This window comes from Microbacterium oxydans (assembly GCF_006540085.1).
GTDB classification, from domain to species: domain Bacteria; phylum Actinomycetota; class Actinomycetes; order Actinomycetales; family Microbacteriaceae; genus Microbacterium; species Microbacterium oxydans.
In genome coordinates, this window is the sequence record NZ_BJOG01000004.1 from 321,789 (window position 1) to 346,695 (window position 24,907).

General features: G+C 68.2%; 24 protein-coding genes. 12 read left to right on the plus strand and 12 right to left on the minus strand.

The window, feature by feature from the left end:
• Window positions 1-38: 38 nt before the first annotated feature.
• Entirely contained in the window at window positions 39-1,136 is a 1,098-nt protein-coding gene (locus tag MOX01_RS09495; protein ID WP_141369411.1) for an alcohol dehydrogenase catalytic domain-containing protein, read from the minus strand.
• 113 nt (window positions 1,137-1,249) lie between these two features.
• Here MOX01_RS09495 and MOX01_RS09500 point away from each other — a divergent pair, with 113 nt between their 5' ends.
• On the plus strand, window positions 1,250-2,668 hold the full coding sequence (locus MOX01_RS09500; RefSeq protein ID WP_058633212.1) for a PucR family transcriptional regulator: 1,419 nt from the start codon (window positions 1,250-1,252) through the stop codon (window positions 2,666-2,668).
• A gap of 61 nt (window positions 2,669-2,729) precedes the next feature.
• On the opposite strand, the gene MOX01_RS09505 is transcribed toward MOX01_RS09500, so the two are convergent.
• Window positions 2,730-3,245: a hypothetical protein gene (locus MOX01_RS09505; protein ID WP_061015334.1), complete on the minus strand. Its 516-nt coding sequence runs from the start codon at window positions 3,243-3,245 to the stop codon at window positions 2,730-2,732.
• 120 nt (window positions 3,246-3,365) lie between these two features.
• Window positions 3,366-3,932: a peptide deformylase gene (gene def / locus MOX01_RS09510; protein WP_141369413.1), complete on the minus strand. Its 567-nt coding sequence runs from the start codon at window positions 3,930-3,932 to the stop codon at window positions 3,366-3,368.
• A 61-nt stretch (window positions 3,933-3,993) separates the two neighbouring features.
• On the opposite strand from def, the gene MOX01_RS09515 reads away from it, so the two are divergent.
• Window positions 3,994-5,085, plus strand: coding sequence for a DMT family transporter (locus MOX01_RS09515; RefSeq protein ID WP_058633217.1), 1,092 nt, complete (start codon window positions 3,994-3,996; stop codon window positions 5,083-5,085).
• Window positions 5,086-5,118: 33 nt separating this feature from the next.
• On the opposite strand, the gene pgl is transcribed toward MOX01_RS09515, so the two are convergent.
• The 6 genes from pgl to tkt are packed head-to-tail and all read right to left on the minus strand — an operon-like array spanning window position 5,119 to window position 13,232.
• Window positions 5,119-5,898: a 6-phosphogluconolactonase gene (gene pgl / locus MOX01_RS09520; RefSeq protein WP_174799767.1), complete on the minus strand. Its 780-nt coding sequence runs from the start codon at window positions 5,896-5,898 to the stop codon at window positions 5,119-5,121.
• 5 nt (window positions 5,899-5,903) lie between these two features.
• Window positions 5,904-6,839 carry a glucose-6-phosphate dehydrogenase assembly protein OpcA gene (locus MOX01_RS09525; protein ID WP_046749153.1) on the minus strand — a complete coding sequence of 312 codons (936 nt, stop codon included), beginning with the start codon at window positions 6,837-6,839 and terminating at the stop codon, window positions 5,904-5,906.
• A complete protein-coding gene (zwf, locus tag MOX01_RS09530; RefSeq protein WP_046749152.1) occupies window positions 6,836-8,386 on the minus strand; it encodes a glucose-6-phosphate dehydrogenase in 1,551 nt (516 codons plus the stop codon). Before zwf ends, MOX01_RS09525 begins: the two co-directional genes overlap by 4 nt.
• Window positions 8,387-8,407: 21 nt before the next feature.
• Complete coding sequence (locus MOX01_RS09535) at window positions 8,408-10,015, minus strand: glucose-6-phosphate isomerase (RefSeq protein ID WP_046749151.1); 1,608 nt, start codon at window positions 10,013-10,015, stop codon at window positions 8,408-8,410.
• A complete protein-coding gene (gene tal / locus MOX01_RS09540) occupies window positions 10,012-11,124 on the minus strand; it encodes a transaldolase (RefSeq protein WP_113681601.1) in 1,113 nt (370 codons plus the stop codon). The genes MOX01_RS09535 and tal overlap by 4 nt, the downstream gene beginning before the upstream one ends.
• Window positions 11,121-13,232, minus strand: a complete 2,112-nt coding sequence (gene tkt, locus MOX01_RS09545) for a transketolase (RefSeq protein ID WP_141369671.1) — start codon at window positions 13,230-13,232, stop codon at window positions 11,121-11,123. Before tkt ends, tal begins: the two co-directional genes overlap by 4 nt.
• A 218-nt stretch (window positions 13,233-13,450) precedes the next feature.
• Here tkt and MOX01_RS09550 point away from each other — a divergent pair, with 218 nt between their 5' ends.
• Window positions 13,451-14,356, plus strand: coding sequence for a heme o synthase (locus MOX01_RS09550; RefSeq protein WP_046749149.1), 906 nt, complete (start codon window positions 13,451-13,453; stop codon window positions 14,354-14,356).
• A gap of 104 nt (window positions 14,357-14,460) precedes the next feature.
• On the opposite strand, the gene MOX01_RS09555 is transcribed toward MOX01_RS09550, so the two are convergent.
• Window positions 14,461-14,925 (minus strand): hypothetical protein, encoded by a 465-nt coding sequence (locus tag MOX01_RS09555; protein WP_141369417.1) that lies wholly within the window; start codon window positions 14,923-14,925, stop codon window positions 14,461-14,463.
• Window positions 14,926-14,992: 67 nt separating this feature from the next.
• A complete protein-coding gene (locus MOX01_RS09560) occupies window positions 14,993-16,099 on the minus strand; it encodes a COX15/CtaA family protein (RefSeq protein WP_052748805.1) in 1,107 nt (368 codons plus the stop codon).
• A gap of 233 nt (window positions 16,100-16,332) precedes the next feature.
• Between MOX01_RS09560 and sufB the strand changes: the two genes are divergently transcribed.
• The 7 genes from sufB (at window position 16,333) to MOX01_RS09595 (ending at window position 23,007) form a co-directional block, all read left to right on the plus strand.
• Entirely contained in the window at window positions 16,333-17,751 is a 1,419-nt protein-coding gene (sufB, locus tag MOX01_RS09565) for a Fe-S cluster assembly protein SufB (RefSeq protein WP_021200759.1), read from the plus strand.
• Window positions 17,752-18,957 carry a Fe-S cluster assembly protein SufD gene (gene sufD / locus MOX01_RS09570; protein WP_141369419.1) on the plus strand — a complete coding sequence of 402 codons (1,206 nt, stop codon included), beginning with the start codon at window positions 17,752-17,754 and terminating at the stop codon, window positions 18,955-18,957.
• Window positions 18,954-19,280 (plus strand): non-heme iron oxygenase ferredoxin subunit, encoded by a 327-nt coding sequence (locus tag MOX01_RS09575; protein WP_046749146.1) that lies wholly within the window; start codon window positions 18,954-18,956, stop codon window positions 19,278-19,280. The genes sufD and MOX01_RS09575 overlap by 4 nt, the downstream gene beginning before the upstream one ends.
• Before the next feature lie 3 nt (window positions 19,281-19,283).
• Window positions 19,284-20,054, plus strand: a complete 771-nt coding sequence (sufC, locus tag MOX01_RS09580) for a Fe-S cluster assembly ATPase SufC (protein ID WP_046749145.1) — start codon at window positions 19,284-19,286, stop codon at window positions 20,052-20,054.
• A 9-nt stretch (window positions 20,055-20,063) separates the two neighbouring features.
• Complete coding sequence (locus MOX01_RS09585) at window positions 20,064-20,393, plus strand: metal-sulfur cluster assembly factor (RefSeq protein WP_021200756.1); 330 nt, start codon at window positions 20,064-20,066, stop codon at window positions 20,391-20,393.
• A gap of 92 nt (window positions 20,394-20,485) precedes the next feature.
• The gene (locus MOX01_RS09590) at window positions 20,486-21,640 is read left to right on the plus strand and encodes a MalY/PatB family protein (RefSeq protein WP_141369421.1); all 1,155 of its coding nucleotides are present in this window, start codon (window positions 20,486-20,488) and stop codon (window positions 21,638-21,640) included.
• Window positions 21,637-23,007 (plus strand): MFS transporter, encoded by a 1,371-nt coding sequence (locus MOX01_RS09595; RefSeq protein ID WP_141369422.1) that lies wholly within the window; start codon window positions 21,637-21,639, stop codon window positions 23,005-23,007. Before MOX01_RS09590 ends, MOX01_RS09595 begins: the two co-directional genes overlap by 4 nt.
• Here MOX01_RS09595 and MOX01_RS09600 read toward each other — a convergent pair.
• Entirely contained in the window at window positions 22,970-23,554 is a 585-nt protein-coding gene (locus MOX01_RS09600) for a TetR family transcriptional regulator (protein WP_046749404.1), read from the minus strand. The two genes, MOX01_RS09595 and MOX01_RS09600, sit on opposite strands and share 38 nt — an antisense overlap.
• 64 nt (window positions 23,555-23,618) lie before the next feature.
• On the opposite strand from MOX01_RS09600, the gene MOX01_RS09605 reads away from it, so the two are divergent.
• Both MOX01_RS09605 and MOX01_RS09610 read left to right on the plus strand, forming a co-directional pair.
• Complete coding sequence (locus tag MOX01_RS09605; RefSeq protein WP_230977903.1) at window positions 23,619-24,317, plus strand: energy-coupling factor ABC transporter ATP-binding protein; 699 nt, start codon at window positions 23,619-23,621, stop codon at window positions 24,315-24,317.
• The gene (locus MOX01_RS09610) at window positions 24,314-24,907 is read left to right on the plus strand and encodes a CbiQ family ECF transporter T component (RefSeq protein ID WP_141369424.1); all 594 of its coding nucleotides are present in this window, start codon (window positions 24,314-24,316) and stop codon (window positions 24,905-24,907) included. Before MOX01_RS09605 ends, MOX01_RS09610 begins: the two co-directional genes overlap by 4 nt.

A 24,907-nucleotide genomic window follows, 5' to 3' on the forward strand; every position in this document is an offset into this window, starting at 1 on the left:
GGGATGGGGATGGGGATGGGGGATGGGGGATGGGGTGCTCAGGGGATGAGCAGGGTACGCAGCGCCGAGCCGGTCTCGAGGTCATCCAGCGCGGCTGCGGCCTCGGCAAGAGGCCGGCGGCCCGAGATCAGCGGATCGATCTTGAGCTGTCCGTCCATGTAGCGGTCGACGAGGGCCGGGACATCGATGGAGGGGCGCACCGAGCCGTAGTTCGAGCCGAGGATGCGCTGATCCGCCTCTGCGAGGACGAGGGGCTCGAATGATGCGCGGGCGCCCGTCGGGGGAAGCCCGACGATCACGGCCGCACCACCGAGGCCGAGCATCTGGATCGACTGCTCGGTGGTGGAGGTGCGTCCGATCGCGTCGAACGCGTAATCGACACCGTCCGGGATGAGTTCGCGCAGCTGCGCCACGGCATCGCCCTGGGAGGCGTCGATGCGGTCCGTGGCGCCGAACTGCAACGCCATCTGCGTCTTCTCCGGACGCACGTCGATCGCGACGATGCGCTCCGCACCGGCGAGTCGCGCGCCCTGGACCACATTGAGGCCGACGCCACCACAGCCGATCACCACCACGGTCGATCCCGGTTCGACCGCCGCCGTGTTGAGGACCGCACCCACCCCGGTGGCCACGGCGCAACCGACGACCGCGACGACATCGAGCGGGGCGTCGTCGCGGACCTTGACGGCACCCGACGCGGGCACGACGACCTCTTCGGCGAAGGAGGAGACGCCGAGGTAGTGGTGGAGCTGCTCCCCGTCGCGGCTCAGACGCGATGTGCCATCGAAGAGCACGCCCAAGGGAGCGACGACCGTCGCCACCTTCTGGCAGCGCGCCTCATGGCCGGCGCGGCAGTATCGACATTCCCCGCACGGCGGAACCCAGCTCAGGACCACGTGGTCGCCGACCGCCAGGGTCGTGACGCCCGCGCCGAGTTCGGTCACGACACCGGAGCCCTCGTGCCCCATCACCAGGGGCGCGGCAGCATCCCACTCGCCGCGCTTCACATGGAGGTCGGAGTGGCAGACGCCCGCAGCGGCGATGCGGACGCGCACCTCGCCGGCGCGGGGCGGAGCGAGGTCGACGTCGACGAACTCGATCGGAGACTGCGGATCGCGGAAGACAACAGCTTTCATGACATCCTTCGGGTAAGTGGGGATGCCGACGATGCTAGGAGACTGCCGACCTGGAGGCATTCGACGAATGTGTGGATTCACTGCGTGGGAGTCACACTTTGTATGATCGGCAGGTGGCTCGTGATGTCGCCTCCGTGGCGCGATACCTCCAAGGACGGCTTCTGGACGGAGCGGTGCCGAGCTCGCGTCACGTGAACTCCGTCGTCGGTCTGGACTCCTTCAGTGCTCCTTCCGAGCACCTCTTCACCACCCTGGTCGTCGTCGAGGTCGCTCAGCTCGGCGAACTGGTCGACGACCCGGAGAAGCTCGCACTGCTCCAGGACGCGGTCGTGGTCACCGCCGCGGACACGCCGGCGGTGCACCAGGTGCTCGAGGAACGACGCATCACGTCGATCGTCGGAGCGGGTATCGCCGACGAGCTGTTGACGCCGACGCTGACCGCGCTGCTCGCCGTCGACCAGGCAGCCGAAGCCAGGGCGATCACCTCTGCGATGCGCGTGCTGACCCTCGCCGCTCGACGAAGCGGGATCACCGGTGTCATCGCCGAACTCGCGCACCGGATCGACGGCTGGGCGGTGCTTCTCGACCGACATGGCGAGGTCATCACGACGGCCGGGGCGGGAAGCCTGCATATCGACGACGCGATCGCGGTCGCCGTCGGTCGCCCCGTCCGGGTGCGCCATCGCGCCCTGCAGGTGCATCCGGTCGGCCCCGGTCAAGACATCACCGCGCAGCTCGTCACCGCCCCGCGCAACGACAGCTCAGGGCGCGGAAGGGAGCTCAGCTCTCAAGCGGCGGCCCTGCTGGACCTGCTGATGCGCACGCGCGACAGCAGCCACCTCGAGCGTCTCGGACGTTCGATGATGCTGGAGACCGTGCTCGAGGGTGGGGAGGAGGCCGCCCGGCTCCTCCGCCGCTGGGGTGTGCACGAGAGAAGTCTCATGGGATTCGCCCTCGTCTCGCGCACGAGCGGCGTCGATACCGAGCATCTGCTCGCGCTGTGGCTCGACGAGCTCGGGGCCGAGCATGTGTTCGCCGCTCAGCGCGGACTGATCCGCGGTGTCGTCCGGGAGGAACACGCGGAGGAGATCGCGCATCGTGTGCGGACCTTCGCCTCGACGCTCTACCTCGGTCTCGGTCGTCCGAGTGCGACGGACGCGCTCGCGCGCAGCGTCGACGAAGCCCGCCAGGCGAGCGAGACCGCGCGGGCGGGTGGTGAGCGCGTCGTCAGGTACGAGTCCATCCCCACGGTGTCCCTGGTGCTCGGGCACCTGGGACCGGATCAGACGCAGCGCATCGGGAGGCTCCTCGACCCGCTGAGGGGTGCTGAACAGCACCCGGAGCTGATCGAGACCCTGCGTGTCTTCCTCGCCACGAACAGCGCCTGGGGCGAGAGCGCGACGCGACTGCGAATCCATCGGCAGACGCTGGCGGCGCGGATCCGACGCATCGAGGATCTGCTGGGACTGTCCATGGCCGACCCCGACGACCGCGTGGCTGCCTGGTTGGCTCTGCGCGCCTCGGACGACTGAACCATCGCGGGTACGAAGAAGGGCCCCGCCACGAGGCGGAGCCCTTCTCTGCGACTGCGGGTCAGCGTGCGGCGCCGGCCAGCGAGCCGGTGGTCTGCCCGGCCGGGTCGAAGATGATGCACTGGATCACGCGGTCGTTGTTCTTCTCCCAGGAGTCCTTGGTGGGAACGAGCGTGGTGACGTTGAGAGCGGAGTCGTCGTAGGCGACGCCGACGAACGAGGTGTACGCGTCTCCGACGCACTCCTGCGTCGCCGCGTCGATGTCGGTGTCGGAGAACTCGCCGTCCGGCATCGTGATCTCGTAGTACACCTCCTGGTCGTGCGGGTCGGTGCAGGGGAGGACGTTGGCATCCGTGAGCATGCCGGTTCCGGTGTCGAGCATGCAGTCGCCCAGCTTCACCGAGAAGACGCCGACGTTCGAGCTCTCGGTGACCTGGCCGGTCTCCTCATCGCGGTTGGCGTCGCCGGAACCGCTGCCGAGAATACCGTTGAGGGCGCTGCAACCGGTCAGGGCGACCGAGAGCGCCACTGCCGATCCTGCGAGCATCAGAGCCCGTCGATCGCGCATCTTCATCATGATTGTTTCCCCTCCGAAGCGTGATGTGGAGGCACGATGAAAGCCCCCGCCGCGAACACGTTAGCCGTCACCGAGTCTGTGATGCAACTCGGAGGAGGCTGTGGTTCTGCTGGGAGCGGCTCACCCCTCGAGGTCGTCGACGCCGGGCATCCAGCTCGCGCCTGGCCGCCCCCAGCCGCGCTTGCGGGCGATCTTCTGCACGGTCTTCCAGTCCCCGTCGGAGAGACGGTCGACGTACAGGATGCCGTCGAGGTGATCGAACTCGTGCTGCATGATGCGGGCACGCCAGCCGTCCACGTCGATCGAGACCGGCTGCCCCTCCAGGTCCGTCGCGGTCACGTGCACGCGCTCCGACCGGCGCAGGGGGAATCGCTCGCCCGGGAACGAGAGGCAGCCCTCTGACTCGAGGTCCGGATCGGCCTCGCCCGGTTCGAGCGGAACCATCCAAAGCTCGGGGTTGATGAGGACACCACGCCACGGCTGGTCGTCGTCATCGACATATGCGTAGGTGTAGATCCGCAGGGGCACGCCGACCTGCGGGGCGGCCAAGCCGACTCCCGGTGCGGCATCCATCGTCTCGAACATGTCCGCGACGAGGCTTCGGATGTCGTCGGTGATCTCGTCGACGGGGGAGGCGGGGGAGTGCAGGACGGGATCGCCCATGATGCGAATCGGAAGTACAGCCACGTCACAACCCTAGTCGGCGGTGCGCGCCAGGTAGGGTCGTACTGTGAGTGCTGGGGTGTGGATGAATGCGGTCGAGGACGTCGGCGATCAGCTCGTCGGCGCGTTCCAGAACCCCGGTCTGCTGCTCGGCATTCCGCTCGCCCTCGCCGGCGCCGTCTTCATGTCCCTCGGCGCGCAATACCAGCACCGCGGCGTCGAGAAGGTCGAGCGTCTCAGCGGTGCCACCGGTGCGTCGGGACTGAGCTTCGATCAGCTCAAGCGGCTCCTGACCCGCCCGTCGTGGCTCATCGGCACGCTCATGCTCGGGCTCGCCGTCATCTGTCAGCTCGCCGCGCTCGTGCAGGCGCCGCTGATCGTGGTTCAGCCGCTCGGAGCGATCGCGCTCGTGATCACGACGCTGCTCAATGCGCGGATCTCCGGCCACTCGCCGACACGGCAATCGTTGACCGCCATCATCTGCTGCGTCGGCGGGATCTTCCTCTTCGTGTTCTTCGCCGCGATCTACGCGACAGAGCAAGAGGTGACCGACCGCGAGCTCTTCACCATCCTGGCGCTCCTGCTCGCCGTCATCATCGTCCTCGGCGCATGCTGGCTGATCCTGCGTCGCCGCATGCGTGCGCTGTTCTACGTGATCGGCGCCGGCATCCTCTACGGATTCGTGGCCACGCTCGCCAAGGTCGTCATCAAGCGCATCGAGGCGGGCCAGTTCGAGTGGATCACCGCCATCTGCGTGCTCGCCCTCATCTCGGCTGCGGCTGTCGGTGCCTACTTCGTGCAGACGGCGTACAGCTCGGGTCCGCCCGACCTCGTGATCGCCGGACTCACCGTCGTCGACCCGCTCGTGGCGGTGCTCATCGGAATGGTCGTGCTGGGCGAAGCAGCCGCCGCGCCGTGGTGGGTGCTCGTGATCTTCGCCGTGGCCGGCGGGATCGCCGTATGGGGTGTCGTCGGGCTCGCCCGGTACCATCCCCAGGTGCTCAGCGACAGCCAGGAACTGGGGATACCGCGCGGCAGTGCGCCGGGCGCCCCCGGGCGGAGCGGGCAGGAGGACTCCACGGCATCGCCCTCGGCGATGGGCGCTCCCGAGCGCGCCGACGGCACCGTCGGGCCGGATGCGCCGCAGCGGGGCGATGGATCCTCGGAACACCCGTGACGCAGTCCCCGGGAGGGGCTGGGCTCGCAGGAATCAGTAGGTCTGGTCGATGAGGTCGGCGGAGACCTCGGAGGCGGCAGCTTCGTCCACGAAGAAGACCGTCCGCTTGCGGCCCTTCGCCCCGGCTGCAGGGACACTCGTGTAGCTGGCGCCCGCAAGCGCGAGGCCCAGCGCGGAGGCCTTGTCCGCGCCCGTCAGCACGAGCCATACGCGCTTGGACGAGTTGAGCACGGGGCGGGTCAGGGTGACGCGCTCCGGCGGAGGCTTGGGGGAGTCCCGCACGGCGAGAACGGCGGCATCCGTCACCGTGACCTCCTCGCGATCAGGGAAGAGCGAGGCGACGTGGCCGTCGGGGCCTACACCGAGGAAGCACACGGCGAACGAGGGCCACGGGTGCTCGTCGGTGCCGAACCGTGCGAGCTCTTCGGCGTAAGCCGCGGCGGATTCGTCCAGGGTCAGGCCGCTGTCGGGGCCGGCGACCTCATGCACGTTCTCCGCGGGCACGGCGATGTGGTCGAGCAGCGCCTGTCGCGACTGCAGAGAGTTGCGGTCGACATCGTCGCGCGGGACGAAGCGTTCGTCGCCCCACCAGAAGTGCACCAGAGACCAGTCGATCTCGGCGGCACGAGGGTGTTCGGACGCGGCACGTAGCACCGCTCCACCCATCGATCCTCCCGTGAGGGCGATGTGTGCGAGCCGACCGTTGCGGGTGCGCGCACGCACCCGCGTCAGGAATCGGTCGGCCACACGGGTGGCGAGGGCAGCGGGGGTGGCTTCCACCACCACGCGCTTCTCTGCGGACGATGTCGTCATCGACGTCACTCTCCAGTCTCGGGCGGACCCAGCTTCTCCCAGCCCTCGGTGATCACCCGACCGTACAGGACGTCGGGGTCCAGTCGACGCAGCTCCTCTGCGAGGCATTCGCGAAGTGTGCGTCGGGGAAGGTGCAGGTCGTGGTTCGGCTGGCCCGGCTGCGTGAGCACGGCGACGCCCGGCGTCGGGCGCTCGAGGAGGATGTCTCCCGAATCACGCGTCAGGCGCACCGACTTGATGCCCTCAGCCCACTGGTCGGGGTCTTCGTACGACCACTGCACCGGCACATCGAGAGCCATCTGCAGCCACGCGGCCAGCAGCGCGGTGGACGGGGATGCCGATGCTCCGCGCACCTCGACCCCGGTGATCGGCTCGTACGGCGGCTGGTCGAGCACGGCCGCGAGCTGCTCGCGCCAGTGGGTCAGGCGCGTCCAGGCCAGGTCGGTGTCGCCGGGGGCATGAGTCTCACCGAGGAGCGCGAGCCGGTCGCGGACATCGTGCGCCGTCGCGGCGTCGGTGATGCGGCGCTGAGCGATCTTGCCGAGCGGGGACTGCGCCGGTGCGACGGGCGCGGACTCCGGCCACCAGGCGACCACGGGGGCGTCGGGCAGCAGGAGGCCCGTGATGAGGCTCTCCTCGTTGCTCGCGGCATCCCCGAAGGCGCGCAGGACGACGACCTCGCTGGCGCCGGCGTCGCCGCCGACGCGGATCTGCGCGTCGAGACGGGACTCGCCTTCACCTGTGGTGATCACGATCACACGCATCGGGTGCTCCCGCGAAGCGTCGTTGGCGGCATCGATCGCCGCCTCCGCCACTCCGTTGCGGGCAGCGATGACGAGGGTCAGCACGCGGCCGAGGGCGACAGCTCCGCCCTCCTCGCGCACCTTGACCAGCTGCTTCGCGACCTGGCTGACGGTCGTGTCGGGAAGGTCGATGATCACGGGCGTCTCCAGACTCGTCCATCGCGGGCCAGCAGGTCGTCGGCGGATGCCGGTCCCCACGAGCCGGGCGCATACTGCTCCACCGGACCGCCCTGGGCGGCCCAGTACTTCTCGACCGGGTCGAGGATCTTCCAGGAGAGCTCGACCTCCTCGTGCCGCGGGAACAGCGGCGGATCGCCCAGCAGGACGTCGAGGATCAGACGCTCGTACGCCTCAGGGCTCGCCTCCGTGAAGGCGTGGCCGTAGCCGAAGTCCATCGTCACGTCGCGGACGTTGGAGCCACTGCCAGGCACCTTCGAGCCGAAGCGGATCGTGACGCCCTCGTCCGGCTGCACGCGGATGACGAGCGCGTTCTGTCCGAGCTCGGACGCGTTGCCGCGGCCGAACAGGTGCTGAGGCGCGCGCTTGAAGACCACGGCGATCTCGGTCACACGACGGCCCAGACGCTTCCCCGTCCGCAGGTAGAAGGGCACATCCGCCCAGCGACGGGTGTCGATCTCGAGCTTGATCGCGGCGTACGTCTCCGTGGTCGACTCGGGGTTCATCCCCTCCTCTTCCAGGAAGCCGGTGACCTTCTCGCCACCCTGCCATCCGCCCGCGTACTGCCCGCGGGCGGTCGCGAGCGACAGGTCGTCGGGCACATGCACGGCCGCGAGGACCTTCTCCTTCTCGGCGCGCAGGTGCTCGGCCGAGAGACTGATCGGCTCCTCCATCGCTGTCAGCGCCAGCAGCTGCAGCAGGTGGTTCTGGATCACGTCTCGTGCGGCACCGATACCGTCGTAGTACCCGGCACGCCCGCCGACGCCGATGTCCTCGGCCATCGTGATCTGCACGTGGTCGACGTAGTTGCGGTTCCAGATCGGCTCGTACAGCTCGTTGGCGAAGCGCAGGGCCAGGATGTTCTGAACCGTCTCCTTGCCGAGGTAGTGGTCGATGCGGAAGATCGAGTCCGCGGGGAAGGCCACCTCGAGAGCGGCGTTCAGAGCCCGCGCGGACTCGAGATCGTGTCCGAAGGGCTTCTCGATCACGACACGACGCCAGCGCTCGTCATCGTCGCTGTTCTCGCCGACGAGACCGGATTCCTTGAGCTGCTTCGCGACCAGCGGGAAGTCCTTCGGCGGGATCGACAGGTAGAACGCGTGGTTGCCCATCGTCCCCCGTTCGACGTCGAGCTTCTCGATGGTGTCGCGCAGCTTGCGGAAGGAGTCCGGGTTGTCGAACTCACCCGAGACGAAGCGGATGCCCTGCAGCAGCTGGGTCCACGTCTCTTCGCGGAACGGCGTGCGGGCGTGCTCCTTCACGGCGTCGTAGACGACCTGGGCGAAGTCCTGGTCCTCCCAGTCGCGTCGGGCGAATCCCACCAGGGCGAACCCGGGAGGGAGCAGACCGCGGTTCGCGAGGTCGTAGACCGCTGGCATCAGCTTCTTGCGTGAGAGATCTCCGGTGACGCCGAAGATCACGAGGGCGCTGGGGCCCGCGATCCTGTTGAGACGGCGGTCATCGGGGTCACGCAGCGGGTTGTGCCCGCGCGAGATGGGAACAGACATCGGTGGGGGATTCTCCTGCTGTTACTTCTGTGCGGCTTCGAAGAGGGCGAGCACGTCGTCCGAGGACTCGGTGATCGTCAGGGTGACGACGGGACGCCCGTGCTCGGCGAGCACGGCGGCATCACCGGCGGCCTGCGCCTGGATGAGCTGCCCGAAGGTGAAGGGCCGGTCGGGGATCTCGAGGTCGACCTCGGTGCGCTCCAGGATCTGCAGGAACACTCCCTGCGCGGGGCCGCCCTTGTGGTACTGACCGGTCGAGTGCAGGAAACGGGGTCCCCACCCGAAGGTGGTCGGCCGTCCGGAGTCCGCGGCGACGAGCTCGCGCAGGCCCTGGAGCTGCGGCACCTCGAGGCGATTGACGTACGCCTGGATGGATACGTAGCCGTCGGCGGGGAGCTGGGCCCAGAGGGCGTCCAGCACACCTTCGACCGTGCCGGAGGCGGCGAGGGCGGGGTCGGACACCCGGACCTCCACACCGTTCTCGACGAACGCCGGCGCCGTGGGCTCCGGGCGAGCGTCGAGCAGTCCGCGGGCGGCGACCTTGGCCGACTCGACGTCGGGCTGATCGAACGGGTTGATGTGCAGCAGGTGTCCGGCGATCGCGGTGGCGTACTCCCACACGATGAGCTGGGCGCCCAGCGTCCCGCTGACGAGGATCTCGCCCTCATGACGCTCGTGCAGGTGGAACTCGTTGGCGTCGTCGACCAGTCGCACGATCTGCAGGTCAGCCGGTACCGGGTCGAGCTCGGGGGAGACCGGGAGCAGGACGACCGGGAGGATCCCCGTGCCTTCCTTGCCGGTGGACTCCGCGATGAGCTGCTCGATCCAGTCCGGGAGGCCCTTGATGTGCGTGCCGTCGGTGATCAGACCGAGCTTGTCGCGTCGCGGGTTCGTCGCCGCGATCGCGGCGCCCAGACGCAGGGCGGGGTTCTCGGCCGAGTCGACGGCGACCTCGAGCAGCGAAGCCTCGGCCTCGTTCAGAAGCTCGTCGATGTCGACGCCGGCGAGCCCGGACGGCACCAGCCCGAAGGCGGTGAGCGCCGAGTAGCGGCCGCCGACGTTCGGGTCCGCGTTGAAGACGCGGTATCCGGCCTCGCGGGCGGAGGCGTCGAGCGGTGAGCCGGGATCGGTGACGACCACGATGCGCTCGACGGGGTCGATCCCGAGATCGCGGAACGCGGCTTCGAACGTGCGGCGCTGGGAGTCGGTCTCGACGGTGGAGCCCGACTTCGACGACACGACCAGCACCGTGTCGGCGAGCCCTTCATCGAGGGCGGCGAGCACCTGGCCGGGAGCGGTCGAGTCGAGGATCGTCAGCGGCACGCCGGCCGTCTGCGCGATGACCTCGGGCGCGAGCGAGGAGCCTCCCATGCCGGCCAGCACGACCCGGGTGACGCCCTTGGCGTTGAGGTCGGCGCGGAGCGCGACGATCTCGGCGACGAGGGGACGCGAGACGGAGACGGCTTCCACCCATCCGAGTCGTACAGACGCTTCCGCCTCCGCCGCAGGACCCCAGAGCGTCGCGTCGCCACTGGTGATGCGGGAGGCGACGAGGTCGTGGACGAGGGCGGGAACCGTCTCGTCGATCGCGGCGCGCGCGGCGCCGGACGTGTGGATCGAGAAGGTCATCGCTGCGACTCCAGAGCCTCGGTGACCTGCGCGAGCAGATCGTGCCAGGAGTCGATGAACTTCGCGACCCCCTCGTCCTCGAGCACCTGTGTGATGTCGGTGAAGTCGATACCGAGCTCGGCGATCCCCGCGAACACGGCGCGGGCGTCGTCGTAGCCGCCGGTGATGGTGTCACCGGTGACGACGCCGTGGTCGAAGGTGGCGTCGAGCGTCTTCTCCGGCATGGTGTTGACGACGCCCTGGGCGACGAGCTCGGTGACGTAGAGGGTGTCGGGAAGAGCCGGGTCCTTGACGCCGGTCGACGCCCACAGCGGGCGCTGCAGATTCGCCCCCGCGCCGAGCAGCGCCGTGGCGCGATCTCCGGCGAACGTCTTCTCGAACAGCTCGTACGCGAGGCGGGCGTTGGCGAGGCCTGCCTTGCTCTTGAGTGCTTCCGCCTCGGGAGTGCCGATCGCGGTGAGGCGCTTGTCGGTCTCGGTGTCGACGCGCGACACGAAGAACGAGGCGACCGAGTGGATGGTCGACAGGTCGATGCCCGCCGCCTTCGCGGTCTCGAGCCCGGTCAGGTATGCGTCGATGACCTCGGCGTAGCGCTCCAGGCTGAAGATCAGCGTCACGTTGACGCTGATGCCGGCGCCGATGGCCTCGGCGATGGCCGGAAGCCCCGCCTTGGTCGCGGGGATCTTGACGAGCAGGTTGGGGCGGTCGATCTTGGCCCACAGCTCCTTGGCCTGCGCGACGGTACCCGCGGTGTCATGCGCGAGGTCGGGGGAGACCTCGATCGAGACGCGGCCGTCGACGTGGTCGGAGGCCTCCCACACGGGGCGGAACACGTCGAGGGCTGCGGCGACGTCCTGCGTGGTGGCAGCGAAGACCGCTTCCTCCGCGGTGGCACCGGAGCCGGCGAGCTCGGTGACCTGCGCGTCGTACGACGTGTCGTTCTTGTCGGTGATCGCGTTGGCGAAGATCGTCGGGTTCGTGGTGACACCGACGACATTCTTCGTGTCGATGAGGTTCTGCAGGTTGCCGGAGGAGATGCGGGTGCGGGAGAGGTCGTCGAGCCAGATGCTGACGCCTGCGGCGGCGAGCTGCGCGGTGGGGGTGCTCATGCGTTCTCCTTGGTGCTGTTGGCCGCGATGGTCTCGCGGGCGGCCGCGATGACGGCCTCGGTGGTGATGCCGAACTTCTCGAAGAGGGTCTTGTAGTCGGCGGAGGCGCCGAAGTGGTCAATGCCGACCGAGCGGCCGCGGTCGCCCACGATGCCGCGCCAGCTGAGCACGGAGCCCGCCTCGACCGACACGCGGGCGGTGACGGCGGCAGGGAGCACGCTCTCGCGGTACTCGGCGTCCTGCTCGTCGAACCACTCCAGCGACGGGGCGGAGACGACACGCACGTTGACGCCCTCGGCGGCGAGAGCCTCACGGGCGTTGACCGCCAGCTGCACCTCGGACCCGGTGGCGACGATGATGACGTCCGGCGTGCCGTTCGGCGCCTCGGCGAGAACGTAGGCGCCCTTTGCGGCATTGTCGGCGGAGGCGAAGGTGTCGCCTTCGGCAGCACCATCGCCGCGCTCGAACACCGGGATGTTCTGGCGCGTCAGTGCGATGCCGGCGGGGCCTTCGTGACGACGGAGGATCTCCAACCAGGTCGCAGCGGTCTCGTTCGCGTCAGCCGGGCGCACGACCGTGAAGTTCGGGATCGCGCGGAGGGTGGCGAGCTGCTCGATCGGCTGATGCGTCGGGCCATCCTCGCCGAGGGCGACCGAGTCGTGGGTCCAGACGAAGATGCTGGGCACGTTCATGAGGGCGGCCAGACGGACGGGCGGACGCATGTAGTCGCTGAAGATCAGGAACGTACCGCCGAACGCCCGGGTCGGACCGTGCAGGACGATGCCGTTGATGATCGCGCCCATGGCGTGCTCGCGGATGCCGAAGTGCAGCACACGACCGTAGGGGTTTCCGGACCACTCATGCGTCGACCACTCAGCGGGGATGAACGACGGGGCGCCCTTGATCGTGGTGAGGTTCGACTCGGCGAGGTCGGCGGAACCGCCCCACAGCTCCGGAAGCTCCGCAGCGAGGGCGTTGATGACCTGACCGGACGCGGCGCGGGTCGAGACCTCCTTGCCGGCTTCGAACGCGGGGAGCGCGGCAGCGATGTCGGTGGGCAGTTCGCGTGCTTCGAGGCGGTCGAGAAGGGCCTTCTTCTCCGGGTTGGCGACGGCCCACGCGTCGAACGACTCCTGCCAGGACGCACGCACCTCGGCGGCACGGGCCGCGAGCCCGCGAGTGCGCTCGATCACGTCGTCGGCGACTGCGAAGTGCTCCTCGGGGTCGAAGCCCAGGACCTTCTTGGTCGCGGCGAGCTCGTCCGCACCGAGCGCGGAGCCGTGGATCTTGCCGGAGTTCTGCTTGCCCGGCGACGGCCAGCCGATGATGGTCTTGAGGATGATGAGCGACGGCTTCGAGGTCTCGCCCTTGGCGGCCTCGATCGCCGCGTACAGCTCGGCGACGTCTTCGACGTACTCGCCGGTCTTCTTCCAGTCGACGACCTGCACCTGCCAGCCGTAGGCCTCGTAGCGAGCGGCGACGTCCTCGGTGAAGGCGACGTTTGTGTCGTCCTCGATGGAGATCTGGTTGGAGTCGTAGATCGCGATCAGGTTGCCGAGCTGCTGGTGGCCCGCGAGCGACGAGGCCTCGCTGGTCACGCCCTCCTGCAGGTCGCCGTCACCGGCGATCACGTACACGAAGTGGTCGAACGGGCTCGTGCCCGCCGCGGCCTCGGGATCGAACAGGCCGCGCTCGTAGCGTGCGGCGTAGGCGAAGCCCACGGCGGAGGCCAGGCCCTGCCCGAGAGGACCGGTCGTGATCTCGACGCCCTTGGTGTGGCCGTACTCCGGGTGGCCCGGCGTGAGGGAACCCCACGTACGGAGGGCCTTGAGGTCGTCGAGCTCGAGCCCGAAGCCGCCGAGGTAGAGCTCGACGTACTGGGTGAGCGACGAGTGGCCGGCCGACAGGATGAAGCGGTCGCGCCCCAGCCAGTCGACATCGGTCGGGTCGTGGCGCAGAACGCGCTGGTACAGGAGATACGCGGCGGGAGCGAGGCTCATCGCGGTGCCGGGGTGACCGTTGCCGACCTTCTCGACGGCATCGGCCGCCAGGATCCGTGCGGTGTCCACCGCGCGTCGATCGATCTCATCCCACTGCAATTCCGACACGTTCATGCCCTTTCCGACAGTTTCGAGGGCGCCCGTATTCCCTGGCAGGTCCGCGACTTCACGGTGAGGTGCACATCGCCGGGCGCGCGAGTGGTTTCAGCATAGCGGTGACGTGAGTCGCACTACGCGGGACCGGGAGCCGGAACACGTCATCCCGTGTCATACACTGGAGAGGTTGTCCGGTCACACGTGCGGAGGAGGCGATCGAGATCTCGACGATGTCTGATCAGACCGTGAGGAAGTCGTCCGTCGGTCGCACGGTGAAGGCCTATATCACCCTCACCAAGCCGCGTGTCCTCGAGCTCCTGCTCGTGTCCACCGTGCCGGTGATGTTCCTTGCGCAGGGAGGAATGCCGAACCTGTGGCTCGTGCTGGCCACCGTCATCGGCGGCTCGATGAGCGCCGGTTCCGCGGCGTCCTTCAACATGTACCTCGATCGCGACATCGACGCGCACATGCATCGCACCGAGAACCGTCCGCTCGTCACGGGCGAGGTCAGCCCGCGCGGCGCGCTGATCTTCTCCTGGACGCTGGCGGTCGCCTCCACGGGCTGGCTCCTGCTGACGACCAACTGGCTCACCGCTGCGCTGTCGGCGACGGCCATCTTCTTCTACGTCGTGATCTACACGATGATCCTCAAGCGCCGTACCGAGCAGAACATCATCTGGGGCGGTATCGCCGGCTGCTTCCCCGTGCTGATCGGGTGGTCGGCGGTCACCGGCTCGCTCGACTGGCCCGCCTTCATCCTGTTCCTCCTGGTCTTCCTGTGGACGCCGCCGCACTACTGGCCGCTGTCGATGAAGTACAAGGACGACTACGAAGACGTCGACGTCCCCATGCTGGGTGTCACGCGCAACGCCTCCCAGGTCGGCCTCCAGGTGATCCTCTACGCGTGGGCCACCGTCGCCTGCTCGCTCCTCCTGGTGCCGATCGCGGGCATGGGGCTCGTGTACACGGTGTCCGCCGCGGTGTTCGGTGGATGGTTCATCTACGAATCGCACCGTCTCTACAACCGCGCCGTCCACGGGACCGAGCCGCGTCCGATGCGCGTGTTCCACGCGTCCATCACATACCTGACGCTGATCTTCGTCGCGGTCGCGGTCGACCCGCTGCTTCCTTTCTGACCTGACGCAGGGAGGCTGGTCTCCCAGAACGACGGAGCGGCGCCGAGGATGTCCTCGGCGCCGCTCCGTCGTTCTGTGCTCAGGGATCACCTGCGCACAGGTGCTCAGCGGGTGATCGACGGGGAGTCGTCTGAGTTCGCGTCCTTCGCCGGCGCGTCATCGAGCGCGGCCACCGGCGCCGCAGCGGCGTCGGATCCCGCGTCGGCGTCCGCCGCAGTGTCCGTGACGGGCGAAGCGGTGTCCGTGACAGGAGCGTGCGTCTCGTCGGGGGCGGCGGTCCAGTCGATCGCCTCGACGACTGCAGGAGCGGGGGACGCGACGAGTGCGCGGGCGGCGACGAGTCCGAGCGTGAGCAGGATGCCGACGATCCCTGCGGCGAGCACTCCGGCACCCACGACGACGAGCGACTGTCCGACGTAGACCTCGACGCCGGTGGCGGTGCCATCCAGCAGCGTGGTCGTCATCGTGGCGATCTGACCGGAGATCAGCCAGGCGCCGACGGCCGTCGTGGCGAGGGAGACGACCAGGAGCAGCCAGAATCCGATGCTTCGAGTGAGTGACTTGTTCATGACACCCACCCTTGCGGATGCGCTGATGAGCCCGCGATGCGGGAGCTATGAGTCGACTGTGCGGAGATCAGTCCTCGACGGCGGCCGTGCGCTTCAGATGCAGCACGACGACCGTGTAGGTGGCTGCCGAGAGCGAGGCCAGCACCATGTGAATCCCGACGAGGAGCGGGGGGAGGCCCTCTCGTGCCTGCCACACGCCCACACCGACCTGGACGAGGATCGCGAGCACGAGGACGAGGAGCCAGCGGCGGGGCTCCAGACGCTGTACCCAGGCGGTCACCGTCAGGAAGACGACCAGCGCGGCGAGGATGTAGCCGGGCCAGGAGTGCACGTGCGCAAGCACCGTCGCGTCGAAGCCGTGGCGCAGGACGTCGGCGTCACCGGAATGCGGTCCCGACCCCGTCGTGAGGACGCCGAACACGATCGTGACGGCGAGTGCGAGGCCCGTCACGTGGGTCACGGCTGCGAACCAGGCGGGCACTGCGCGCTCTCGCGGGCCGGCGGGCGTCCGGAGCCGCACCAGGAACGCCGCGGTGATGCAGACGAGCAGCAGCGACGACGTGTAGTGGAAACCGACGATGAACGGGTTCAGCCCGGTCAGGACGGTGATGCCGCCGACGAGGGCCTGCGCGACGACGCCGATCAGCACGAGCCAGGCGAGCAGGACGAGGTCGCGCCTGGTGGGAGTCGAGCGCACGGAGCGGACTGCTGCAGCGATCACGGCGACCAGCAGCACCCCCAGGGCGATCGGCGAGGCGGGGAAGTGCAGAGGAGCGGCGATGGCGAACGCGGCGGCAGCCGCGACGATCCCGCCCAAGGCGAACCAGAGCGCGTTGACGAGGCCGCGCTTCCCGGTGAACAGGTGCAGCACCAGCAGCACGACGACGAGGGCGATGATCCCGACGACACCGGTCATCAGGCGGTTGCCGAACTCGATGATCCCGTGGATGCCCTGCACCTCGAGGATGGGAACGAGGGAGTCCGGGGTGCACAGCGGCCAGTCCGAGCATCCGAGGCCCGAACCGGTGAGGCGGACGGCTCCGCCGGTGCCGATGATGATGGTCTCGCTGAGGAACGACAACCACGCGAAGACCGTCAACGCACGCCCCCAGGACGCGGAACGAGGAGCGACCCCTCGCGTCGTCGAGGTGGTGGGGATCAACGTCTCGGGCATAAGTCCTCCGGACCGCGCGAGACGTGGCGGGCATGGCCCGTCCGCCAGGCGGAACCTGTAGAATCGGATTGTTGCGATGGGCGCTGACAGCGCTGAAGCATCGTCAACAGTTTAGGCGCGATGGAAGCGCCGGTGATGAGGGCCCACCAACGGCACCCGCTCCCGCAGACTCGACGGGGATCAGGTGTGTCGGGGCGGATGACACCGTTTGGGACCTGTGAGGAGAGTGTTGGATGTCGGATGTGCTGATCGACCGCCCGGAGCTTGACGGTCTGGGGGTGTACGAATTCGGCTGGCACGATGAGGATGCTGCGGGTGCCATCGCGAAACGCGGCATCTCCGAAGATGTCGTCCGGGGGATCTCGAGCCTCAAGAACGAACCCGAATGGATGCTGAAGACCCGACTCAAGGGATACCAGCTCTTCGGGCGCAAGCCGATGCCGACGTGGGGTGCAGACCTCAGCGAGATCGACTTCGACAACATCAAGTACTTCGTCCGCTCCACCGAGAAGCAGGCGCAGACGTGGGAAGACCTCCCCGCCGAGATCCGCGAGACCTACGAGCGTCTCGGGATCCCCGAGGCCGAGCGTCAGCGCCTGGTCGCCGGAGTCGCCGCGCAGTACGAGTCCGAGGTCGTGTACCACCAGATCCGCGAGGACCTCGAGGCCCAGGGCGTCATCTTCATGGACACCGACACGGCTCTGCGCGAGCACCCCGAGTTCTTCGAGGAGTACTTCGGCACGGTCATCCCCGCCGGTGACAACAAGTTCGCCGCGCTGAACACCGCTGTCTGGTCGGGCGGATCGTTCGTCTACGTCCCCAAGGGCGTGCACGTCGAGATCCCGCTGCAGGCCTACTTCCGCATCAACACCGAGAACATGGGCCAGTTCGAGCGGACCCTGATCATCGCCGACGAGGACAGCTACGTCCACTACATCGAGGGCTGCACGGCCCCGATCTACAAGTCGGACTCCCTGCACTCGGCCGTCGTCGAGATCATCGTGAAGAAGAACGCCCGTGTGCGCTACACGACGATCCAGAACTGGTCGAACAACGTGTACAACCTCGTCACCAAGCGTGCCGTGGCCTACGAAGGCGCGACCATGGAGTGGGTCGACGGCAACATCGGCTCCAAGGTGACGATGAAGTACCCGTCGATCTACCTGATGGGCGAGCACGCGAAGGGCGAGACCCTGTCCGTCGCCTTCGCCGGACCCGGTCAGCACCAGGACGCTGGCGCGAAGATGATCCACATGGCGCCGTACACGCAGTCGTCGATCGTCTCGAAGTCGATCGCACGCGGAGGCGGCCGTGCCGGTTACCGCGGGGAGGTCCGTGTCGATGCCGCTGCGCACCACTCCGCGAACACCGTGCGCTGCGACGCCCTGCTCGTGGACACGAAGTCGCGCTCCGACACCTACCCGGCCATCGACATCCGCGTCGATGACGTGCAGCTGGGCCACGAGGCCACGGTCTCCAAGGTCAGCGAGGAGCAGCTCTTCTACCTGCAGTCCCGCGGTATGCCCGAGGACGAGGCCATGGCGATGATCGTGCGCGGTTTCATCGAGCCGATCGCCCGAGAACTGCCGATGGAGTACGCCATGGAACTGAACAAGCTCATCGAGATGGGCATGGAAGGATCGGTCGGCTAAATGGCGGCCTCGACGACAGCGCCCAGTGAGGCGCAGCACACGAACGCGCACATCGACCCTGCGGCTCAGGTCGCGGCGGCGGGCTTCGTCCCGGTGCAGACCCGCTCCGAGCGGCCGCACTCGTTCGAACCGTCCGACTTCGGAGCACCGACCGGACGCGAGGTCAACTGGAAGCACACGCCGGTGGCGAAGCTCGCCGGACTCTTCTCCGATGAGCCGGGCGAGGAGAACGCCGTGACCTACGATCTCGACGCTGTCGAGGCGTTCCTGGAGCCCTCCTCGGATGAGGAAGGGCCCTACGGGGAGTTCTTCCGTCCTGAAGATCTCTCCAGCGCCCTCGCCTGGAAGCATGGCCCGCGTGGACTGCACATCCAGCTCCCGGCTGAGGCAGAGCTCGACGAGCCGGTCGTGGTCCCGATCACGGGCACGGGCGCCGATAAGCGTGCGTTCGGTCAGATCCTCATCGAGGCGAAGCCGCACTCGCGCGGCACCGTCGTGCTCGACCACTCCGGTTCCGCGCAGTACGCGCAGAACGTCGAGATCATCGTGCGCGACGGCGCGAGCCTGACCGTCATCAGCCTGCAGCGCTGGGACGATGACGCGGTGCACGCCGCGGCTCACCAGGCCACCGTCGGTGCCGATGCCACGCTGAAGCACTTCGTCATCAGCTTCGGCGGCGGTGTCGTGCGCGTGAACCCGAGCGTGGAGCTCACGGGTGCCGGATCCGAGGGATACCTCTACGGGCTGTCCTATGCCGACGGCGGTCAGCACCTCGAGAGCCAGGTCTACCTGCACCACAAGGGTGCGCACACCAAGGGCGACGTGCTCTACAAGGGCGCGCTGCAGGGCGAGGGCGCACACAGCGTCTGGATCGGCGACGTGCTGATCGGTGCCGACGCCACGGGCACCGACTCCTACGAGGCGAACCGCAACCTGGTGCTGACCGAGGGTGCTCGTGCCGACTCGATCCCGAACCTTGAGATCGAGACCGGCGACATCCTGGGAGCCGGGCACGCGAGTGCGACCGGTCGTTTCGACGACGAGCAGCTCTTCTACCTGCAGGCCCGCGGCATCACCGAGGAGGAGGCCCGTCGTCTGGTCGTGCTCGGATTCCTCACCGATATCGTGCAGCGCCTCGGCATCCCCGCCCTCGAGACCGAGTTGCTGGCGGCCATCGAGGCGGAGCTCGCCGAGGTGAGCGCATGACCGCCGAACGCGTCTGCGGAGTATCCGACCTCGAACAGGACACACCGCTGCGCGTGGACCCGAGCGGCGTGCCCATCACGGTGATCAAGGACGGCGAAGGAGTGATCCACGCCATCGGCGACACCTGCACGCACGGCGACATCTCGCTGTCCGAGGGCTTCGTGGAGGGCGACACGGTGGAGTGCTGGGCACACGGCTCCGCGTTCTCCCTCCTCACCGGCAAGCCCCAGAATCTCCCCGCGTATGAGCCGGTCCCGGTCTACGTCGTCCAGATCGACGGCGACGACGTGCTCATCGATCCGACTGTGATTAAGGAAGTCTGAAGAATGTCTGTTCTCGAGATCCGCGACCTGCATGTGACGGTCGAGACCGAGGCGGGGACCACCCCGATCCTCAACGGAATCAACCTCACCATGAACACGGGGGAGACCCACGCGATCATGGGCCCCAACGGCTCCGGCAAGTCCACGCTGGCGTACACGATCGCCGGTCACCCGAAGTACACGGTGACGTCCGGTTCGATCACGTTCGACGGTCAGGACGTGCTGGAGATGAGCGTCGACGAGCGGGCCCGTGCCGGCCTGTTCCTCGCGATGCAGTACCCGGTGGAGATCCCCGGCGTGACGGTGACGAACTTCCTCCGCACGGCCAAGACCGCCCTCGACGGCGAAGCGCCGGCGATCCGCGGCTGGACCAAGGACGTCAAGGAGGCCATGTCGAACCTGCGCATGGACCCGAAGTTCGCGCAGCGCAACGTCAACGAGGGTTTCTCCGGTGGCGAGAAGAAGCGCCACGAGATCCTCCAGCTCGAGGTGCTGAAGCCGAAGTTCGCCGTGCTCGACGAGACCGACTCCGGCCTCGACGTCGACGCGCTCAAGATCGTCTCCGAGGGCGTCAACCGCGCGAAGGAGTCCACCGGACTCGGCGTGCTGCTGATCACGCACTACACCCGCATCCTCCGCTACATCCGCCCCGACTTCGTCCACGTGGTGGTCGCGGGAAAGATCGTCGAAGAGGGCGGCCCCGAGCTCGCAGACCGGCTGGAGAACGAGGGATACGACCGTTTCCTCGACCCCGCAGCCCCCATCGAGGCGTAGGCTGATCGCATGACAGCGACCCTCACGGACGAGAAGTACGACGCGGTCACCGAGGCTCTCAAAGACGTCATGGACCCCGAGCTCGGGATCAACGTCGTCGACCTCGGCCTCATCTACGACCTCGCCTGGGATGACGAGAACGACGCTCTCGTCATCCACATGACGCTGACCAGCGCCGGCTGCCCGCTCACCGACGTCCTCGAGGATCAGACCGCTCAGGCTCTGGACAGCGTCGTCGATCGCTTCCGGATCAACTGGGTCTGGATGCCCCCGTGGGGTCCGGAGCGGATCACGGACGACGGGCGCGACATGATGCGCGCTCTCGGATTCGCGATCTGACCGCACAGAACGTCAAGCAGGACGAAGCGGGCGCGACTACGCGCCCGCTTCGCTGACTCCGCACCGGCGCGGGGCGAGACTCGGGAGAACGAATGCTTCAGGTGAAAGCCCTGCCCTTGGCCGAGCTTCGCGAGCGGACGAGCGAGAAGTGGCGGGAGTATCCGGCCGACGTGCTTCCCCTGTTCGTCGCCGAGACCGACTTCCCTCTCGCGCCTGCCATCACGGCGGCCCTGCAGCGTGCGGTCGAGATCGGCGACACCGGCTATATGGCGTCGAGGACCCCTCTTGCGCAGGCCTTCTCGGACTTCGCATCCCGCCGTTACGGGTGGGAGCCCGACCCCGCGCGAATCCGCAGCACGGCGGATGTGAGCATGGGGATCGTCGAGATCCTGCGCCGTGTCACGCAGCCGGGGGAGCGCGTGGTCGTGACGCCGCCGGTCTATCCGCCCTTCTACGACCTGGTCGCCGAAGCCGGTGCGGAGGTGGAGCGGGTTCCCCTCCGCGACACCGGGACCCGGTGGGAGCTGGATCTGGACGGGATCCGCGCCGTCTTCGAAGACGGAGCGACGGCCATCCTGCTCTGCAACCCCCACAACCCCACCGGTACGGTGCACGGACGCGACAGCCTCACTGCTCTCGCGGAGCTCGCCGACGAGTTCGGTGTCGCCGTGGTGTCGGACGAGATCCACGCGCCGCTCGCCCAGCCGGGTTCGGGGTTCACACCTTTCCTCGCGGTGAGTGATGTCGCGCAGCGGGTGGGGTACGCGCTCGTGAGCGCGAGCAAGGCCTTCAACCTCGCCGGGCTCAAATGCGCCCTCATGGTCACGGCCGACGACGAGACGAGCGCCGTGGTGCGCGGACTCCCGGTCGAGGTTGAATGGCGCACCGGGCAGTTCGGTCTGCTCGCCGCCGTCGCTGCGTTCTCGGAGGAGAGCGACGAGTGGCTCGACGGGCTGCTGCGCACTCTGGACGAGAACCGCCTGCTGCTCGAGGATCTGCTCGCCGCGCACCTCCCCGGAGCGCGGTACCGCATTCCCGATGCCGGCTACCTGGCGTGGATCGACCTCACCGCGTTGGAGTGGGGCGACAACCCGGCCAGACGGATCCTGAAGGACGCGAAGGTCGCCCTGCACTTCGGGCCCGCCTTCGGCGCGGAGGGCGCAGGCCACGTGCGGTTGAACTTCGGCACCAGTCCGGAGATCCTCACCGAGGCCATCGAGCGCATAGCGTCGCTCGTCGGCCGATGACCGCCCCGTCCGAGGCCGCGACGATCTGGGATCGTCACCGCATCTGGGTGACCCTCGGCGCGGTCGCACTGATCTTCCTCGCGGCGATCGAGGCTCTCGCCGTCACGACCGTCATGCCCATCGTGAGCGCGGCCCTGAATGGAGAGGCGCTCTACGCCGTCGCCTTCGCGGGGACGCTGGCCACGAGCGTGATCGGCATGGTCGCGACCGGAGCATGGTCGGACGCCCGGGGTCCCCGCGGCGCGCTGTACGTCGCCGTGTCGCTCTTCATCGTCGGCCTGCTGATCTCGGGCTTCGCCGTCACGATGCACCAGTTCCTGATCGGGCGACTGGTGCAGGGGCTGGGGACGGGTGGACAGACGGTCGCGCTCTATGTCGTGGTGGCGCGGCTGTACCCGCCTCACCTGCACGGGCGCATCTTCGCCGCCTTCGCCGCGGCTTGGGTCGTTCCGTCGATGGTCGGTCCGTTCCTCGCGGGAGCCGTCGCCGAGTATCTCGACTGGCGCTGGGCCTTCCTCGGCGTGGCCGTGCTCACCGCTTCGGCTTTCCTCATGATCGCGGTGCGGCTCCGTGGGGTCGACCTGGGGCAGGGGGAACCGCAGGATCGGAGGGCGCTCGTCGTCCGGCTGCTGCTCGCAGTGGTGGTGGCGGTACTCGCGGTCGTCATCGGCTTCTCGGCCGAGATGGAGCCGTCGATCGGGTGGCCCGTCGCGATCGGAGCCGTGCTGGCGATCGGGTTCGCGGTGCTGCCGCTGTTGCCACGGGGTACGCTTCGAGCCGGACCCGGGTTGCCCAGCGTCGTGCTGATGCGCGGCATCGTCGCCGGTGCGTTCTTCGCCACGGAGGCCTACATCCCGTATCTGCTCATGAGGAAGTTCGACTTCAGTGCGACCTGGGCGGGCATCGCCCTGATGCTGGCGGCACTGGCGTGGGCAGGCGCCTCAGCCCTGCAGGGGCGGTTCGGAGAGCGTCTGGGCAACCGCCGCATCACGGCGATCAGCCTGGGCTCGCTGCTGATCGCGATGCTGTGCGTGCTCTTCGCTGCGGTCTTCGATGTCTCGCCCGCTCTGGTGGTCGTCGGCTGGGCCTTCGCCGGCGGCGGGATGGGCCTGCTCTACCCGCGCCTGACCGTGTTGACGCTCGCGTACTCGAACGAGACCAATCAGGGGTTCAACTCGTCCGCGTTGTCGATCTCGGACGCCTCAGGATCGGCTGTCGCGATCGCGCTGGCGGGTCTCGGTGTGGCGACGCTCGGCGGCGGGGCCGGGGCGTTCAGCGCCGTCTTCGCGTTCTGCATCGCCCTCGTGGCGCTGGCTGTGGTGCCCGGTCTCAGGCTCGGGCACGCGGCCGAGTCTCCGGCGACCTGAGCGCTCCCGCGAGGGCAGCGACCCCGAGGTCGAAGACGCGGTCGAGTCCGGCGGTGACATCCGCATCCTCCGCGGCCGGGAGCGCGCCGTGGCTGTCGGCGTGCATGCGCTGCTGCACGAGCGTGGCGTGGCCCAGCACGAAGTGGAGGATGGCGATTCCTCGATCCTCGGCATCCGAGGCACCCTGTGCACGCAGGGTGTCGACCAGAGCCTTCTGCGCAGTGGAGGAACCGAGCTGGAGTGCGTAGGTGCTGAGGACCAGCTCGGCACCGTCACGATAGGCGAAGAGGGCATCGCGGATGCCGCGCGCTGTGACGATGATGTCCGTTCCACCGTGCGGTATCGACGCGGTGATCCGGTCGGCGAGCTCGGCGAGCAGCTCCTGCTTGTTCGCGAAGTGCCAGTAGAGGGCGCTCGGCTGCAGGTCGAGGCCCGCGGCGATACGTCGCATGGAGAGGTCGGCGAGTCCGACCTCATCGAGCAGGGCGAGTGCGCTCCGTGCCACGCTGTCGCGGTCGTGTCGGGCCGGATTGGGCTCTGGGCTCATGCTCCGATTATAGTGAACGACGTTCAGGTGAACAGTGCTCAGGTGCGACGCGGAGGAAGCAGCGGTGAAGAGTTCCTCATCGATCGGACCCGCTCCGATCACCCTCGACCGGGTGTCGGTCGAGATCGACGGGCGCATGGTGCTGCACGACGTCAGCGTCGGGTTGACCGCACGGACGACGGCGGTGATCGGAGCCAACGGCTCAGGCAAGTCGACCTTCGCGCGCCTCCTCAACGGCCTCGTCCCTCCGCGAGACGGAACCGTCTCGGTGCACGGACTCGACACCGTCCGAGACCGCACCGCCGTGCGCAAGCTCGTCGGTTTCGTCTTCACCAACCCCGATGCGCAGATCCTGATGCCGACTCCGGCCGAAGACCTCGCACTCTCGCTCCGAGGGCGTCCGAAGTCCGAGGTGTCCGAACTCGTGAGGGAGACGCTCGAGACGCACGGTCTGGCGGAGCACGCGGACGTCCCGGCGGCCGCCCTGTCCGGCGGGCAGAAGCAGATGCTCGCCCTGGCTTCCGTGCTGATCGCCGATCCACATGTGATCGTCGCCGACGAGCCGACGACCCTGCTCGATCTGCGCAATTCCCGTCGCATCGCCGATCTGCTGCTCGGGGTCCAGGCACAGATCGTCATCGTGACACACGACCTCGAACTCGCCTCTCGCTGCGACAGCGCGTTGCTCTTCGACGAGGGACGCATCGTGACCTCCGGCGTGCCCTCACGTGTGATCGCTGCGTACCGGGAGGCGTGCGCGTGATCGCGCTGTATCACCCGGGGACGGGGATCGTGCATCGGGCGCCGGCCGCGCTCAAGCTGGGGATGCTGGCGTTCGGAGCCCTCGTCCTGTCGCTGTATCCGCACGATCCGGTGAGCATCGCGGTCGCGCTCCTCGTGGTGGTGGGGCTCTACCGCGTGAGTGGACTCCCGTTCCGCGTGCTCGCCGCCGAGGCGTGGCGCCTGCGCTGGATCGTGCTCGTGCTCACGGCTGCGCTCCTGATCTTCGTGTCGCCCGAGGCGGCATGGATCAGCACAGGACGTGTGGTCGCGGTGCTGCTCCTCGCCGGTCTGCTCACTCTGACCACGAGGATGTCGGCGCTGCTCGATGTCCTGCAGCAGCTGCTGCGACCGTTGCGTCGGCTCGGAGTCGATCCCGAGGCGGTGGCCCTGACGATCTCCCTGACCCTCACGACCGTCCCGGTGATCGCGGGGTTCGCCGTGCGCGTGCGGGAGGCGGAGCAGGCTCGTGGTGCACGGCTGGGTATCCGCACGGTGGTGCCGTTGCTCGTGCTCGCTCTGAAGCATGCGGATGATGTCGGAGACGCCCTGGCGGCCAGAGGCATCGGCTGA